This window comes from Pseudomonas sp. 5C2, from assembly GCF_034314155.1.
GTDB lineage: Bacteria > Pseudomonadota > Gammaproteobacteria > Pseudomonadales > Pseudomonadaceae > Aquipseudomonas.
In genome coordinates this window covers 205902-220527 of record NZ_JAVIWH010000003.1, presented here as the reverse complement: position 1 = coordinate 220527, position 14626 = coordinate 205902, and the positions used below count along the sequence as shown (strand labels likewise).

At 60.2% G+C, this 14626-nt stretch carries 12 protein-coding genes; 4 read left to right on the top strand and 8 right to left on the bottom strand.

Annotated elements, in window-relative coordinates; translation table 11 throughout:
* Position 1: 1 nt before the first annotated feature.
* Together RGU44_RS15710 and cra are read right to left on the bottom strand one after the other, a co-directional pair.
* On the bottom strand, positions 2–811 hold the full coding sequence (locus RGU44_RS15710) for a TatD family hydrolase (protein WP_322182866.1): 810 nt from the start codon (positions 809–811) through the stop codon (positions 2–4).
* A complete protein-coding gene (gene cra, locus RGU44_RS15705) occupies positions 808–1803 on the bottom strand; it encodes a catabolite repressor/activator (protein ID WP_322181935.1) in 996 nt (331 codons plus the stop codon). The genes RGU44_RS15710 and cra overlap by 4 nt, the downstream gene beginning before the upstream one ends.
* Positions 1804–2163: 360 nt before the next feature.
* On the opposite strand from cra, the gene ptsP reads away from it, so the two are divergent.
* The 4 genes from ptsP to RGU44_RS15685 all read left to right on the top strand — a co-directional run bounded on the left by ptsP (position 2164) and on the right by RGU44_RS15685 (position 9059).
* On the top strand, positions 2164–5067 hold the full coding sequence (gene ptsP, locus RGU44_RS15700) for a phosphoenolpyruvate--protein phosphotransferase (RefSeq protein WP_322181933.1): 2904 nt from the start codon (positions 2164–2166) through the stop codon (positions 5065–5067).
* Positions 5067–6008 carry a 1-phosphofructokinase gene (gene pfkB / locus RGU44_RS15695; RefSeq protein WP_322217999.1) on the top strand — a complete coding sequence of 314 codons (942 nt, stop codon included), beginning with the start codon at positions 5067–5069 and terminating at the stop codon, positions 6006–6008. Before ptsP ends, pfkB begins: the two co-directional genes overlap by 1 nt.
* 11 nt (positions 6009–6019) lie before the next feature.
* Positions 6020–7759 (top strand): PTS fructose-like transporter subunit IIB, encoded by a 1740-nt coding sequence (locus RGU44_RS15690; RefSeq protein ID WP_322217995.1) that lies wholly within the window; start codon positions 6020–6022, stop codon positions 7757–7759.
* A 358-nt stretch (positions 7760–8117) separates the two neighbouring features.
* The gene (locus RGU44_RS15685; protein ID WP_322181927.1) at positions 8118–9059 is read left to right on the top strand and encodes an AEC family transporter; all 942 of its coding nucleotides are present in this window, start codon (positions 8118–8120) and stop codon (positions 9057–9059) included.
* On the opposite strand, the gene RGU44_RS15680 is transcribed toward RGU44_RS15685, so the two are convergent.
* The 6 genes from RGU44_RS15680 to gatC all read right to left on the bottom strand — a co-directional run bounded on the left by RGU44_RS15680 (position 9056) and on the right by gatC (position 14443).
* The gene (locus RGU44_RS15680) at positions 9056–9436 is read right to left on the bottom strand and encodes a carboxymuconolactone decarboxylase family protein (protein ID WP_322217993.1); all 381 of its coding nucleotides are present in this window, start codon (positions 9434–9436) and stop codon (positions 9056–9058) included. The genes RGU44_RS15685 and RGU44_RS15680 overlap by 4 nt on opposite strands.
* A gap of 10 nt (positions 9437–9446) precedes the next feature.
* The gene (locus RGU44_RS15675) at positions 9447–10508 is read right to left on the bottom strand and encodes a calcium/sodium antiporter (protein ID WP_322182864.1); all 1062 of its coding nucleotides are present in this window, start codon (positions 10506–10508) and stop codon (positions 9447–9449) included.
* 45 nt (positions 10509–10553) lie between these two features.
* Positions 10554–10925: a septal ring lytic transglycosylase RlpA family protein gene (locus tag RGU44_RS15670; protein ID WP_322181923.1), complete on the bottom strand. Its 372-nt coding sequence runs from the start codon at positions 10923–10925 to the stop codon at positions 10554–10556.
* Between the two features lie 169 nt (positions 10926–11094).
* Complete coding sequence (gene gatB / locus RGU44_RS15665; protein ID WP_322217991.1) at positions 11095–12540, bottom strand: Asp-tRNA(Asn)/Glu-tRNA(Gln) amidotransferase subunit GatB; 1446 nt, start codon at positions 12538–12540, stop codon at positions 11095–11097.
* Between the two features lie 148 nt (positions 12541–12688).
* Positions 12689–14140: an Asp-tRNA(Asn)/Glu-tRNA(Gln) amidotransferase subunit GatA gene (gene gatA, locus RGU44_RS15660; RefSeq protein ID WP_322181919.1), complete on the bottom strand. Its 1452-nt coding sequence runs from the start codon at positions 14138–14140 to the stop codon at positions 12689–12691.
* A gap of 15 nt (positions 14141–14155) precedes the next feature.
* Positions 14156–14443 (bottom strand): Asp-tRNA(Asn)/Glu-tRNA(Gln) amidotransferase subunit GatC, encoded by a 288-nt coding sequence (gene gatC / locus RGU44_RS15655; RefSeq protein ID WP_219062314.1) that lies wholly within the window; start codon positions 14441–14443, stop codon positions 14156–14158.
* Positions 14444–14626: the final 183 nt, after the last annotated feature.

Genomic DNA, 14626 nt, shown 5'->3' with positions numbered 1-14626 from the left:
TTCAGCCAGCAATGGGAGTCGCCACTGACTCCCAGTTGAACAATTCGCATGCATTACGGGTGCTGGCATCGGCCAGATCGTCGGCGCGCACGCCCATCAAGTCTGCGACCACCCGGCAAATATCGGGCAGGTGCTCCGGGCTGTTACGTTGGTTCGGGTACATCGACGGGGGCATGTCCGGCGCGTCGGTTTCCAGCACCACACTGTCCAGCGGCAGGTCGGCGATGACCCTGTGCATGCGCAGTGCTTGCGGCCAGGTCGCGGCACCGCCCAGGCCAAGTTTGAACCCCAGCTTGATGTATTCCCGGGCTTCTTCCCGACTGCCGGCAAAGGCGTGGATGATCCCGCTGCGTTGCAGTGTGTAGCGTTTGAGCGTGGCAATCACCTGTGCATGGCTGCGCCGCACATGCAGCAGGACGGGCAGTTTGAAGTCGTCTGCGAGTTGCAGTTGCGCCTCGAAAAGCACTTGCTGACGTTCGCGGTCCAGGGCTTCCAGGTAATAATCCAGGCCGATTTCACCGACTGCACAGACTTGCCTATGGCCCTTCAGCCGTGTCAGCCAGTCGCCTAGCTCCGTCAAATGCTCCGGACGATGCTCATCGAGGAACACAGGATGCAGGCCGAACGCGGCGTACAGTCCCGCATCGCTTTGCACCAGATCCCACACGCGCTGCCAGTTGCGCTGATACACGCCCAGCACCACCAACCGTTGCACACCCATGGCCCGACAATTGGCCAGGACTGTCTGACGATCTGCGTCGAAATCCGGGAAGTCCAGGTGGGTGTGGGTGTCGATCAGCGCCATGCTCAGGCCTCGCGAATCCGCTGCTTGAAGGTCCGCGCGATGGCGTGGACGCCAGGTTGGTAGTCATCCTTCTCGATGGCCGCCAGCGCCAGGGCCAGTGCTTTCTCTGCGATCAGGTAATGCTGCTGGGCCATGGCGTTGACCGGCAGGGGTAAAAAATCCAGCAACTGCGTGTCGCCGAACGTGCCCAGGTGCAAGTGTGCAGGGTTGAGCGCGTGGCTTTGCAGCAGGTCGAAAACACCCTGCAACAGCACGTATGAAGTGGTGACCAACGCATCGGGTAAATGCCCGAGCCGTTCGAGCAAATCGCCGGCCAGACGCCGACCGCAGGCACGGCTGAAGGCCTCGCCCTGTTCGAGTATCACTGCGCCCTCGAAACCTTCGAGCGCGTGTTGAAAGCCGGAGGCGCGAGCGCGGCTGATACTGAGCTCAGGGCGCGCACCGATCAGCGCAATGTGTCGTGGCAGCGGCTTGAGCAAGCTGCGGGTAAGTTGCAGGCTGGCTTCATGGTCGTCACTGACCACTGAGCAAAAGCGCGTGGCGTCCATTTCCCGGTCGATGGCGATGATCGGCAATCCGGCTTTCTGTAGCTCGCCGTAGCTGTCATCGCTGTCTGGCAGGCAGCTGGCGACGAACAGGGCATCGCAGCGTCGGGCGCGAAACAGCTGTAACAATTGCAATTCACTGACAGGCGCATCATCGGAGCTGGCGATCAGCAGTTGATAGCCGTGGGCGCGGGCGCCTTGCTCTAACGCTTTGGCGATGCAGGCGTAGCTGGGGTTTTCCAGGTCAGGCAGGATAAAACCGAGGGTGCGGGTGTGGCGGCTGCGCAAACCGGCGGCCTGCGGATTGGGGCGGAAGTCATGCTCCTCGACCACCTTGCGCACGCGCTCGACCGTAGCGCTGCTGATGCGCTGCTGTTCGGCCTTGCCGTTGATCACATAGCTGGCGGTCGTAACGGATACACCGGCCAGACGGGCAATATCAGTGAGTTTCAAGCCGAGAGTTCCTTTCGTTGTTTGTGTGCGCGCCGATCTGTGTGGAAATTCTATGTTGCCTGGTGAATGTTCTGCGTCAATCACTCCTCATGAAGCTCCCTGCTTTTTCGTGGGGCTTTGAAAAAACTTCCGCCTGCCATCTGACGGTTGGACTTCAACGGCAGCAGATTATCGAGTAACGTGCCGGACTTGATAGATTAAACGATTCAGCAAGGCAAATTTTCTGCCGTAATCTACAACACGGGACTGTCAGACAGTTATCCCTTCATCGCCTAAGCTGTCGTTCAATTCAACCCGTTCTTGTTCATCGGTTCCTAAAACAAGAAGCAAGCGCCCAACGGCGCTACAAAGGAGAAAGGCATGCTCGAACTCACCGTAGAGCAAATATCCATGGCCCAGACGGCTGTGGATAAGTCCGCCGCATTGCACCTGCTTGCCGATAAGCTGGCTGCCGATGGACTGGTCGCCGAGGGCTACCTTGAGGGTTTACAGGGCCGTGAAGCACAAGGCTCGACTTTTCTGGGCCAGGGCATCGCCATTCCCCACGGTACTCCCGAAACCCGTGACCTGGTCTTCGCCACAGGCGTGCGCTTGCTGCAGTTCCCCGAGGGCGTGGACTGGGGCGATGGGCAGATGGTTTATCTGGCCATAGGTATAGCTGCGAAATCCGACGAGCATCTGCGTTTACTGCAATTGCTCACGCGTGCATTGGGCGAAACCGATCTGGGCGAAGCGTTGCGTCGGGCGAAGAGCCCCGAGGCGTTGCTGAAATTACTTCAGGGTGCGCCGCAGGAGTTGGCGCTCGATGCGCAGATGATCAGCCTTGGCGTGTCGGCGGATGACTTTGAAGAGCTGGTATGGCGTGGCGCGCGGCTGTTGCGCAAGGCCGATTGCGTCAGTAATGGCTTCGCGGCCGTACTGCAACAGGTTGAAGCGCTGCCTCTAGGCGATGGTTTGTGGTGGCTGCACAGCGAGCAGACGGTCAAGCGTCCAGGGTTGGCGTTTGTCACGCCAGATAAACCGATTCGCTTTCTGGGTCAGCCACTCAATGGCTTGTTCTGTCTCGCCAGCCTGGGCGAGGCCCATCAGGCATTGCTTGAGCGTCTATGTGCGCTGCTGATCGAAGGCCGTGGCCACGAGTTGGGCCACGCCACCAGCAGCCGTGCGGTGCTCGCGGTATTGGGGGGTGAACTGCCGCAGGATTGGCCGAGTGAGCGTATTGCACTGGCTAACGCCCATGGCTTGCATGCACGCCCGGCGAAAAACCTCGCGCAATTGGCTAAAGGTTTTGAAGGCGAGATTCGGGTGCGCATCGTCGACAGTAGTGAAGCCGCCGTCTCGGTCAAGAGCCTGAGCAAGCTGCTCAGCCTGGGTGCGCGCCGTGGTCAGGTGCTGGAGTTTATTGCTGAACCGAGCATCGCCGCCGATGCCTTACCCGCGATACTCGCCGCTGTGCGAGAAGGTCTGGGCGAAGACGTCGAGGCGTTGCCACAGGAAGCCCTGGCCGTTGAAGTTGATGTTGTAATCACCACCGTATCTGAGGCTGAGGCATGGGGCCCGAGTCTGGTTGCACCGGCCGAGGGCAGCCTGATTCAGGCCATCGCAGCGGCCCCCGGTATCGCCATGGGGCCGGCGCACATTCAGGTGCCACAGACCTTCGATTATCCGCTACGCGGAGAGTCCTTCTCTGTCGAACGTGAGCGTTTGCAGCAGGCGCTGGGCGAGGTTCGCCAGGATCTTGAAAGGCTGATCCAGCACAGTCAGGCGCAAGCCATTCGCGAGATTTTCACCACCCACCAGGAAATGCTCGATGACCCCGGCCTGACCGATGAAGTCGGCAGCCGCCTGGAGCAGGGCGAAAGCGCGGAAGCGGCTTGGATTGGCGTGATTGACGCCGCCGCACGGCAACAGGAGCTGTTGCAGGACGCCCTGCTGGCCGAGCGCGCTGCGGACCTGCGTGACATCGGACGTCGGGTGCTGGCTCAGCTGTGTGGTGTCGAGACCATAGTCGAGCCTGAACAACCCTACATTCTGGTGATGGAGGAAGTGGGGCCATCGGACGTGGCGCGCCTGGATCCGGCACGAGTGGCGGGTATTCTGACAGCCCGGGGCGGCGCGACGGCGCACAGTGCGATTGTCGCCCGTGCCTTGGGCATTCCGGCGCTGGTGGGGGCGGGTGATGCGGTGCTGCTGATCGCGCCGGGCACGTTGCTGCTGCTGGATGGTCAGCGGGGACGTCTGAGTGTCGCACCGGATTCGGCGGCCTTGCAGCGTGCCACGCAAGAACGTGATACCCGCGACCAACGTTTGCAGGCTGCGGCGGCGTTGCGTCTGGAGCCTGCGTTGACCCGGGACGGGCATGCCGTCGACGTGTTCGCCAATATCGGCGACAGCGCGAGCACGGCCATTGCGGTCGAGCAGGGTGCCGAGGGCATTGGCTTGTTGCGCACTGAACTGATTTTCATGGCCCACACCCAGGCGCCGGACGAAGCGACCCAAGAAGCCGAATACCGCCGTGTGCTTGATGCGCTCGCCGGGCGGCCTTTGGTTGTCCGGACTCTGGATGTGGGTGGCGACAAGCCCCTGCCGTACTGGCCGATCGATAAAGAGGAGAACCCTTTCCTCGGTGTGCGCGGGATTCGTCTGACCTTGCAACGCCCCCACATCATGGAAAGCCAGCTGCGCGCCTTGTTGCGCGCAGCAGACAATCGCCCGCTGCGAATCATGTTTCCCATGGTTGGCACCGTCGAAGAATGGCGCCAGGCGCGGGACATGACGTTGCGTTTGCGCGAAGAGATCCCGGTCGCGGATTTGCAGTTGGGCATCATGATCGAGGTACCGTCGGCGGCACTCTTGGCCCCGGTGCTGGCCCGTGAGGTGGACTTCTTCAGCGTGGGCACCAATGACCTGACCCAATACACCCTGGCCATCGACCGGGGTCATCCGACGTTGTCCGGGCAGGCCGATGGTTTGCACCCGGCCGTCTTGCAATTGATCGACATCACCGTGCGTGCCGCCCACGCCCATGGCAAATGGGTGGGGGTGTGTGGCGAGTTGGCGGCGGACCCGTTGGCGGTGCCGATCCTGGTCGGCCTGGGCGTGGATGAGCTGAGTGTTGGCGCGCGCAGCATTGGCGAGGTCAAGGCCTGCGTGCGCGAGTTGAACCTGCGTACGACGCAGCAGTTGGCGCAGCAGGCGCTGACCCTGGGGACTGCTGGCGAAGTGCGCACAATGGTGGAAGCCATGTTCATGGAGGTCATGTAATGGCGAAAATTCTGACCCTGACCCTGAACCCGGCGCTGGACCTGACTGTGCAGTTGGATCAGTTGCAGGTCGGCCAGGTCAATCGCAGCAACGCCATGCTCAGCCATGCGGCAGGCAAGGGCCTGAATGTTGCGCAAGTGCTGGCTGACCTCGGGCATGACCTGACGGTGGCGGGCTTTCTTGGTGTCGATAACCAGCAGGCGTTCGAATCGCTGTTTGCGCATCGACAGTTCACCGACGAGTTCATTCGCGTGGCCGGGGAAACCCGCAGCAACATCAAACTGGCGGAAAGCAGTGGACGCATTACCGATCTGAATGGTCCAGGTCCGTTCGTCAGCGAAGACGCGCAGCAGGCGCTGATGGCCCGTCTTGAACAGATCGCTCCCGACTTCGATGTGGTGGTGGTCGCGGGCAGTTTGCCGCGTGGCGTCAGTCCTGAATGGTTGCACGCGCTGCTACTGCGCCTGAAAGCACTGGGCTTGAAAGTGGCGCTGGATACCAGTGGCGAGGCATTGCGGGTTGGATTGTCGGCGGGCCCGTGGCTGATCAAACCCAATACCGAAGAGCTGGCCGACGCTCTGGATGCGCCGATCATTTCCATCGCGGCACAGGCTGAGGTGGCGAGCCGCTTGCGGGCACAGGGCGTCGAACATGTGGTGATTTCCCAAGGGTCGGAGGGTGTGCACTGGTTCAGTACCGGTGTGGCCCTGCAAGCCTTGCCGCCCAAGGTGGTGGTTGCCAGCACCGTGGGTGCCGGTGATTCGCTGTTGGCCGGGATGGTTCACGGGTTGCTCGGCGGCCATCCGCCGCAACAGATTTTGCGCACGGCCACCGCCATTGCGGCGATGGCGGTGACACAGATTGGCTTTGGCATCAGCGATGTCGCACACCTGAAGCTGCTGGAAAAAGGCGTCAGCGTGCGCGCCCTGACAGAACAATAAGAGGGATTGTGATGAAGTTAGCCATTGTTACGGCCTGCCCGAACGGCAAGGTCAGCAGCGTGCTCAGCGCCCGGTTGCTGGACGCGGCAGCGCAGCGTCAGGGTTGGAGCACCAACGTTGAAATCCATGATCCGCACACGCCCGGCAATCGTTTATCGCCCGAGGCCGTAGCGGCGGCGGATTGGGTATTGGTCGTCAATACCGGTCCGCTGGACCTGAGCCGGTTTGTCGGCAAGCGTCTGTTTCAGACGTCACCGGCCCAAGCGTTGCAGGATGTCGAAAGCTTTTTGCGCATGGCAGCCGAGCAGGCGACGGTCTATGTCGCCCCGCAAACGGCGCCACTGCAAACGGTCGCAAGTACTGGCGCAAAGCCAAAGCTGGTCGCGGTCACTGCTTGCCCGACCGGGGTTGCCCATACCTTTATGGCCGCCGAAGCCATCCAGCAAGCGGCCAAGCGCCTCGGCTACGACCTGCAGGTCGAAACCCAGGGCTCGGTCGGCGCGCGTAACCCGCTCAGTGCCCAAGCCATTGCCGACGCCGATGTGGTGTTGCTTGCCGCAGACATCGAGGTCAACACCGAGCGTTTCGCCGGTAAGCGCATTTATCGTTGCGGCACCGGCATTGCCCTCAAACAGGCTGAGGCCACGCTGAAAAAAGCTTTGGCTGACGGGCAGGTCGAGTCCTCGGCCGCCGCCGGTCAAGTCGCCCCGAGACAAGAGAAAAGCGGGGTCTATAAACACCTGCTGACGGGCGTGTCGTTCATGCTGCCGATGGTGGTGGCGGGGGGCTTATTGATTGCGCTGTCGTTCGTTTTCGGCATCACCGCGTTCAAGGAACAGGGCACCCTGGCTGCCGCGCTGATGCAGATCGGTGGAGACGCTGCGTTCAAACTGATGGTGCCGTTGCTCGCCGGTTACATCGCCTATTCCATCGCCGACCGTCCGGGCCTGGCGCCGGGGATGATCGGCGGGTTGCTCGCCAGCACCCTGGGCGCCGGTTTTATTGGCGGGATCATCGCCGGCTTCCTGGCCGGTTACAGCGCATGGGCGATCAATCGTTATGCGCGATTGCCCGCCAGTGTCGAGGCGCTCAAGCCGATTTTGATCATCCCGCTGCTGTCGAGTCTGTTCACCGGGCTGGTGATGATCTACGTGGTCGGCAAGCCGGTGGCGGGCATGCTCGAGGCGTTGACGCATTTCCTCGACAGCATGGGCACGACCAACGCGATCCTGCTCGGTGTGTTGCTTGGCGCGATGATGTGCGTCGACCTGGGCGGGCCGATCAACAAGGCGTCTTACGCATTCTCGGTCGGGCTGTTGGCGTCGCAGAGTTATGCCCCGATGGCCGCCGCGATGGCAGCGGGCATGGTGCCGCCGATTGGCATGGGGATCGCCAGCTTTATCGCGCGGCACAAGTTTGCACAGAGTGAACGCGAGGCCGGTAAAGCTGCGCTGGTGTTGGGGTTGTGCTTCATCTCCGAAGGCGCGATTCCTTTTGCGGCCAAGGACCCGTTGCGGGTGATTCCCGCGAGTGTCGCTGGCGGCGCGTTGACCGGTGCTTTGTCGATGTTTTTCGGCTGCAAACTGATGGCGCCTCACGGCGGCCTGTTCGTCATGCTGATCCCCAACGCGATCAACCATGCGCTGTTGTATTTAGTCGCCATCGTCGCAGGGAGTTTACTGACGGGGGTAGCGTATGCGGTTTTGAAGCGGCCGGAAGGGGTGGAAATGGAAGGGGTGCCGGTGGTCTGACGGACCGAGCCTCCTATCAAAAAACCTATAACAAATTGATTGATAAGTAATTTTTAAAAAATAAAATGATCCCATGTAGGCGCTGACTTGTTTGCGAATCGGCTACGCAGCAGTCGTAAAATGGCTGGATTCACCCCCGCATGAAGGTCGTCCCGCCCTTTTCGCAGACAAGTCAGCTCCTACGTCCATGGGCCTATTGCACGATTCCACTTCCACTTCCACTACCCTCGCGTGGTGGATTGCCAGTACGCCTCAGAAAAGGGACGGGGGCGCTCTACAAAACGCAAATTCCCTGCGGCTTTAGAATCCTGGCTGGCCTATCATTAGCCACCTAACGACAGGTCAGGGTTTGAACCGCATGCTGGGTATATTTTTTGAAACCCTGAACATCACCGCGCCCGTGTTTGCCATGCTGTTTCTGGGCGTGTTGCTCAAGCGGGTGGGCTGGATCAACGACAGCTTTATCCATACAGCTTCCGCGCTGGTGTTCAACGTCACCATGCCTGCGCTGTTGTTTCTCGGCATTATTCATGCGGATCTGCATGCGGCCTTGCAGCCCAGGCTGCTCGCTTATTTTGTCGTGGCGACGTTGCTGAGTTTTGCCTTGTCCTGGGGGTGGGCGATCTGGCGTTGCCCACATGAGGATCGCGGGATTTATACCCAGGGCGCCTTTCGCGGGAACAACGGCGTCATCGGCCTGGCCCTGGCTGCCAGCATGTACGGCGACTATGGCATTTCTCTGGGGGCGATTCTCGCTGCGCTGGTGATCCTGTTTTACAACACGCTGTCGACCATCGTATTGGCAGTCTACAGCCCGGTGATCAAGTCCGATCCGTGGAGCGTATTCAAAAGCATCCTGTGCAACCCCTTGATCATCAGCGTGCTGGCAGCCGCGCCTTTTGCCTATTTCAACATCGGCTTACCGGGTTGGCTGGAAACGTCCGGCAAGTACCTGGCGCAGATGACCTTGCCGCTGGCATTGATCTGCATCGGCGGCACCTTGTCACTGGCGGCATTGCGCAAGAGTGGTGACATGGCAGTCAGCGCCAGTCTGGTGAAGATGGTCTGGCTGCCGGTGTTCTGTACCTTGGGCGCCTGGCTGTGTGGTTTTCGCGGGGCGGAGCTGGGGATTCTGTTCCTGTACTTCGGCAGCCCGACCGCTGCGGCCAGCTTTGTCATGGCGCGTGCGGCCAATGGCAATCATGAGCTGGCTGCGGCGATCATCGTCATCACCACCCTGGCGGCAGCGGTGACGACTAACCTCGGCATTTTCATTCTGCAATGGGGCGGTTGGATCTAGTCCGCTTTCTGGTAGGTGTCGATCACTTCCTGCGCTGCACGAAACGCATCGATCGCCGCCGGTACGCCGGCGTACACCGCGCAATGCAGCAGCGCTTCGCGAATCTCTTCGACCGTACAGCCATTGTTCAACGCGCCGCGCACATGGCCTTTGAGTTCTTGCGGGCATTTGAGCGCGGTAAGGGCAGCAAGGGTGATCATGCTGCGGGTTTTCAGCGGCAGACCTTCGCGGTTCCAGACGCTGCCCCACGCATGTTCGTTGACGAAATCCTGCAGCGGTTGGGTGAAGTCGGTGGCGTTGTTCAGCGCCCGGTCGACGAATGCATCACCCATTACCTGGCGGCGCATGTTTACGCCGCTGTTATTGCTGTCAGTCATGGCAATCTCCTCAATGTTGGCGCCGCCAGGCTCGAACTGTACTGAGCGCAAGCAAGGCGGCAAGCAGGGGTAGCACGAAATGAATCATCAGTTTTTCAAGGGTGTCAGCCAGCGGCATGCCGGTGGTGAACGAAATAATATGCAGCCCATAGGCGCCATACAGGGCCAGGAGCAGCAAGCCTTCAGCGCGGGTTACCCGCAGACCTGAATAGAACACTGGCAGGCAGAGTGTCGCGACAGCCAGCATGACCGGTATATCGAAACTCAGCGCGTTGGGCGAGACCGATAGAGGGGCCGGCGCGATCAAGGCGGTCAGGCCGAGCACCCCCAGCAGGTTGAACAGATTGCTGCCAATCACGTTGCCGGCGGCAATGTCCCGCTCGCCACGCCACGCGGCGATCAACGAGGTGGTCAATGCCGGCAGCGAGGTGCTGACGGCGATCACGGTCAGTCCGATTATCCGTTCGGAGAGGCCCAGGTCCTGGGCGATCACCACGGCGGCTTCCACCAATAAGCGTCCGCCGACCACCAGCAAGGCCAGACCGCAGGCCATTACCACCAGACTGCTGAACCATGGAGCTTTCTTGTGCAGTGCCTCTGTCAGGGTATTTTTCTGAAGATGACTGTGGCTGCTGCCATGCGCGGATCGACGCAGCAGGATCAACAGATAAATCAAAAGGGTAATCAGCAGGATCGAGCCATCCAGCGGGCTGAGCTCACCATTGTACGAGAGGCCGAAGACCAACAGGCTGGCGCCGATCATCAGTGGAATATCCACGCGCACCAACTGTCTGGCCACCCGTAGCGGAATGATTAGCGCCGAGAAACCAAGGGTTACCAGGATATTGAAGATATTGCTGCCGATCACGCTGCCCACGGCGATGTCCGGGCTGTCGGAAAAGGCTGCTTGCAGGCTGACCGCCATTTGCGGGGCGCTACTGCCCAGTGCGACCACGGTCAGGCCAATGATGAGCGGGCGGACCTTAAGGCTGGCGGCCAGACGCACAGCAGCGCGTACCGACAGCTCGGCACCGATCACCAGCAGGAGCAAGCCACCAAACAGCTGAAGCAGGCTTGGCAGCGGAAGCGTCGATAGCTCGAGAATTCAGATCACCCTTCAGTCGCTCAAGGTTTGCACGCGCACTCGCGTTACGCCGCTGTGCAGCATACCCAGTTGTGCAGCGGCTTTGCGTGACAAATCAATCAAGCGCCCACGGACATGCGGGCCTCGGTCGTTGATACGTACTACGACGGTCTTGTCGTTGTCCAGATCGGTGACCAACACCCGCGTGCCGAAAGGCAGCTCGCGATGGGCGGCGGTCAGGGCGTTTTGATCGAAGCGTTCACCACTGGCGGTACGTTTGCCTTGATGTTTGGCGCCGTAATAGCTGGCGCCGCCGACTTCGTTGTAACCGCGTGGGTCGATGTTATGGCTGGCGCAACCGGCCAGTAGAGTAAGCAGTGCACAAGCGCTGAAGAGCCGCCACATGGATTTTGGTCCTTCATGTTGAGCAGGTTTGGGTCGGCACAAATCCCCTGATACAGGAGTTGACGCGCAACTACGCGTCCCGCTGTGAAGACCAGGCAGCGCGGTCGGTCAGATACTCCGCGCCGTATGGCCTTCGCAGACAAGTCAGTTACTACCCTGGGCCGATGTATCAGCCTTCGAGCTTGCTTTTGAGCAATTCGTTCACTTGTTGTGGGTTGGCTTTGCCCTTGGATACCTTCATTGCCTGACCAACGAAGAAACCGAACATTTTGCCGCGTTTGGCTTCATCGGCGGCACGGTACTGTTCGACCTGTTCGGCGTTGGCGGCCAGCATCTCGTCCAGCATCGACTCAATGGCGCCACTGTCGGTGACTTGTTTCAGACCGCGTTGGGCAATGACCTCGTCAGCGCTGCCTTCACCGTTGGCCATGGCCTCGAACACCATTTTGGCGATTTTGCCGGAGATGGTGTTGTCGGTTATGCGCAGCAACATGCCGCCCAACTGCTCGGCACTGACCGGTGCTTGCTCGATTTCCAGGCCCAGTTTGTTCAACAGGCTACCCAGTTCGACCATGACCCAGTTGGCCGCCAGCTTGGCGTCGCCGCCGATGGTGACTACTTTTTCGAAGTAATCGGCTTGCTCGCGGCTCGACGCCAGCACGCTTGCGTCATAGGCCGACAGACCGAATTGCGCCTGGAAGCGCTCGCGCTTTTGCGGCGGCAGCTCAGGCAGGGTGGCGCGCACTTCAACCAGGAACGCGTCTTCGATCACCACGGGCAGCAGGTCCGGATCGGGGAAGTAACGGTAGTCGTTGGCTTCCTCCTTGCTACGCATGGAGCGGGTTTCGTCTTTGGCTGGGTCGTATAGGCGGGTTTGCTGGATGACCCGGCCGCCGTCTTCGATCAGCTCGATCTGGCGTTGTACTTCGGTGTTGATCGCCTTCTCGATGAAGCGGAACGAGTTGACGTTCTTGATCTCGCAACGCGTGCCGTATTCGACCTGACCCATTGGCCGGATCGACACGTTACAGTCGCAGCGCAGCGAACCTTCGGCCATGTTGCCATCGCAGATGCCCAGGTAACGAACCAGCGCGTGGATCGCCTTGACGTAAGCCACGGCCTCCTTGGCGGTGCGCATGTCCGGCTCGGACACGATTTCCAGCAATGGCGTGCCAGCGCGGTTGAGGTCAATCCCGGTCATGCCGCTGAAGTCTTCATGCAGGCTTTTGCCCGCATCTTCTTCCAGGTGCGCGCGGGTAATGCCGACCCGTTTGACCGTGCCGTCTTCCAGCGTGATATCCAGGTGGCCTTTGCCGACGATTGGCAGCTCCATCTGGCTGATCTGGTAGCCCTTGGGCAAGTCCGGGTAGAAGTAGTTCTTGCGCGAGAACACATTGTGCTGACCGATCTCGGCATCAATCGCCAGACCGAACTTGACCGCCATGCGCACCGCTTCTTCGTTCAGCACCGGCAACACGCCTGGCATGCCCAGGTCGATCAAGCTGGCCTGGGTGTTGGGCTCAGAACCGAATGTGGTGCTGCTGCCGGAGAAAATCTTCGATTGGGTGGCGAGCTGGGTGTGAATTTCCAGCCCGATCACAACTTCCCATTGCATGTTCATTCCTCAAAAAATGCCAGGGAGATTTGAAAGTGTAGCGAGCGACGGCAAGACAAGGCGGAAACTGGCGAGCAAGCGGAGTTGACTTTAGTCAATGAGCATTGCGAGCCAGTTTTCAACGCAGTATTACCGAGCGCAGCAGCTTTCAAAATCCCTGGGGGGCGCGGGTGTGCCAGTCAGTGACTTGCTGGTACTGATGCGCGACGTTGAGCAGGCGGCCTTCCTGGAAGTACGGGGCGAGCAGTTGCACGCCGACCGGCAGGCCCTCGACGAAACCGGCAGGCATGGACAAGCCCGGCAGGCCCGCGAGGTTGGCGGTAATGGTGTAGAAATCTTCCAGATAGGCAGAAATCGGGTCGTTGTTCTTGGCGCCGATTTTCCAGGCCGGGTTAGGCGTGGTCGGGCCGAGGATCACGTCGACTTCAGCGAACGCGTTCATGAAGTCGTTCTTGATCAGGCGCCGGACTTTCTGCGCTTGCAGGTAATAAGCGTCGTAGTAACCGGCCGACAGTACGTAAGCACCGACCAGGATCCGCCGCTGAACTTCCGGGCCGAAGCCTTCGGCGCGTGAGCGCTTGTACAGATCGGTCAGGTCTTTCGGGTCTTCGCAGCGATAGCCAAACCGCACACCGTCGAAGCGCGAGAGGTTGGAGGATGCTTCCGCCGGGGCGATCACGTAATAGGCCGGGATCCCGTGTTGCAGGTTCGGCAGGCTGACGTCCTTGACCACGGCACCGAGCTTTTCCAGCTCCTTGACGCTTTCAAGTACCAGCTCGGCGATGCGCGGGTCGAGACCCGCGCCGAAGTATTCTTTCGGGATGCCGATGCGCAGGCCTTGCAGCGAGCCATTGAGGCAGGCGGAATAATCCGGCACAGGCTCGTCGATGCTGGTCGAGTCCTTTGGATCGAAACCGGCCATGCCTTGCAGGAGCAGGGCACAGTCTTCCGCGTTACGCGCAAGCGGGCCGGCCTGATCGAGGCTGGAGGCATAAGCGATCATGCCCCAGCGCGAAACGCGACCGTACGTCGGTTTCAGGCCGGTAAGGTTGGTCAGCGCTGCCGGTTGGCGAATCGATCCGCCGGTGTCAGTGCCCGTTGCAGCAGGTATCAGACGAGCGGCAACGGCGGCTGCCGAACCACCGGACGAACCGCCGGGAACGTATTCGAGGTTCCACGGGTTTTTCACCGGGCCGTAGTAGCTCGATTCATTGGCAGAACCCATGGCGAATTCGTCCATGTTGGTCTTGCCCAGCGTGACCGTGCCGGCAGCCGCGAGCTTGGCAACTACGGTTGCGTCATACGGTGATGTAAAGTTGTCGAGCATCTTCGAGCCGCAGCTGGTGCGTACGCCCTCAGTGCAGAACAAGTCTTTATGCGCCAGTGGCGCGCCCAGCAGCGGGCCGCTCTCACCGGCTGCGCGGCGAGCATCGGCAGCTTGCGCCTGGCTGATCGCCAGCGCTTCGGTCTGTGTGATGAAGCTATTGAGCTGCGGGTCGAGCTGGGCGATACGCGCCAGCAGAACCCGGGTCAATTCTTCGGAAGAAAACTTTTTGTCGGCGAGTCCGCGGGCGATCTCGGCCAGAGTCAATTGATGCATTGCAGGCTCTTTCCCTTACTCGATGACTTTCGGAACCAGATACAGGCCTTTTTCGACCGCTGGTGCGATGGCTTGGTAAGTCTCGCGATTATTTCGCTCGGTCACGACGTCCGCACGCAGACGTTGAGAGGCCTCCAGCGGGTGCGCAAGGGGCTCTATACCGCTGGTATCGACGGCCTGCATCTGGCTGACCAGTTCGAGGATACTATTAAGTGCTTCGGTAGTACGCGGAATATCGGCGTCATTGAGGCCAAGTCGAGCCAAATGAGCGATTTTTTCCACGTCGGAGCGTTCAAGCGCCATGGGATTCTCCAGTGGAAAGCAAACGGATGTCATCCGTGTGGTAGATTGTCGGAACACTATCGCATTTCTACGGTCATAAGGCCGCGAACGTCTAGGGTCGTGCTCGGAAAAACAGCCAATTTAACATATTGGCTCCTTGCCCAAAATCCCTGTCGTTGTTAGAGTTTGCCGCACTTTTTTACC

Bases quoted from the DNA above. Each gene is read 5' to 3' on its own strand.
- ptsP (WP_322181933.1), top strand. From the start codon at position 2,164: ATGCTCGAACTCACCGTAGAGCAAATATCCATGGCCCAGACGGCTGTG.
- pfkB (WP_322217999.1), top strand. From the start codon at position 5,067: ATGGCGAAAATTCTGACCCTGACCCTGAACCCGGCGCTGGACCTGACT.
- RGU44_RS15690 (WP_322217995.1), top strand. From the start codon at position 6,020: ATGAAGTTAGCCATTGTTACGGCCTGCCCGAACGGCAAGGTCAGCAGC.
- RGU44_RS15685 (WP_322181927.1), top strand. From the start codon at position 8,118: ATGCTGGGTATATTTTTTGAAACCCTGAACATCACCGCGCCCGTGTTT.
- RGU44_RS15680 (WP_322217993.1), bottom strand. From the start codon at position 9,436: ATGACTGACAGCAATAACAGCGGCGTAAACATGCGCCGCCAGGTAATG.
- RGU44_RS15670 (WP_322181923.1), bottom strand. From the start codon at position 10,925: ATGTGGCGGCTCTTCAGCGCTTGTGCACTGCTTACTCTACTGGCCGGT.
- gatB (WP_322217991.1), bottom strand. From the start codon at position 12,540: ATGCAATGGGAAGTTGTGATCGGGCTGGAAATTCACACCCAGCTCGCC.
- gatA (WP_322181919.1), bottom strand. From the start codon at position 14,140: ATGCATCAATTGACTCTGGCCGAGATCGCCCGCGGACTCGCCGACAAA.
- gatC (WP_219062314.1), bottom strand. From the start codon at position 14,443: ATGGCGCTTGAACGCTCCGACGTGGAAAAAATCGCTCATTTGGCTCGA.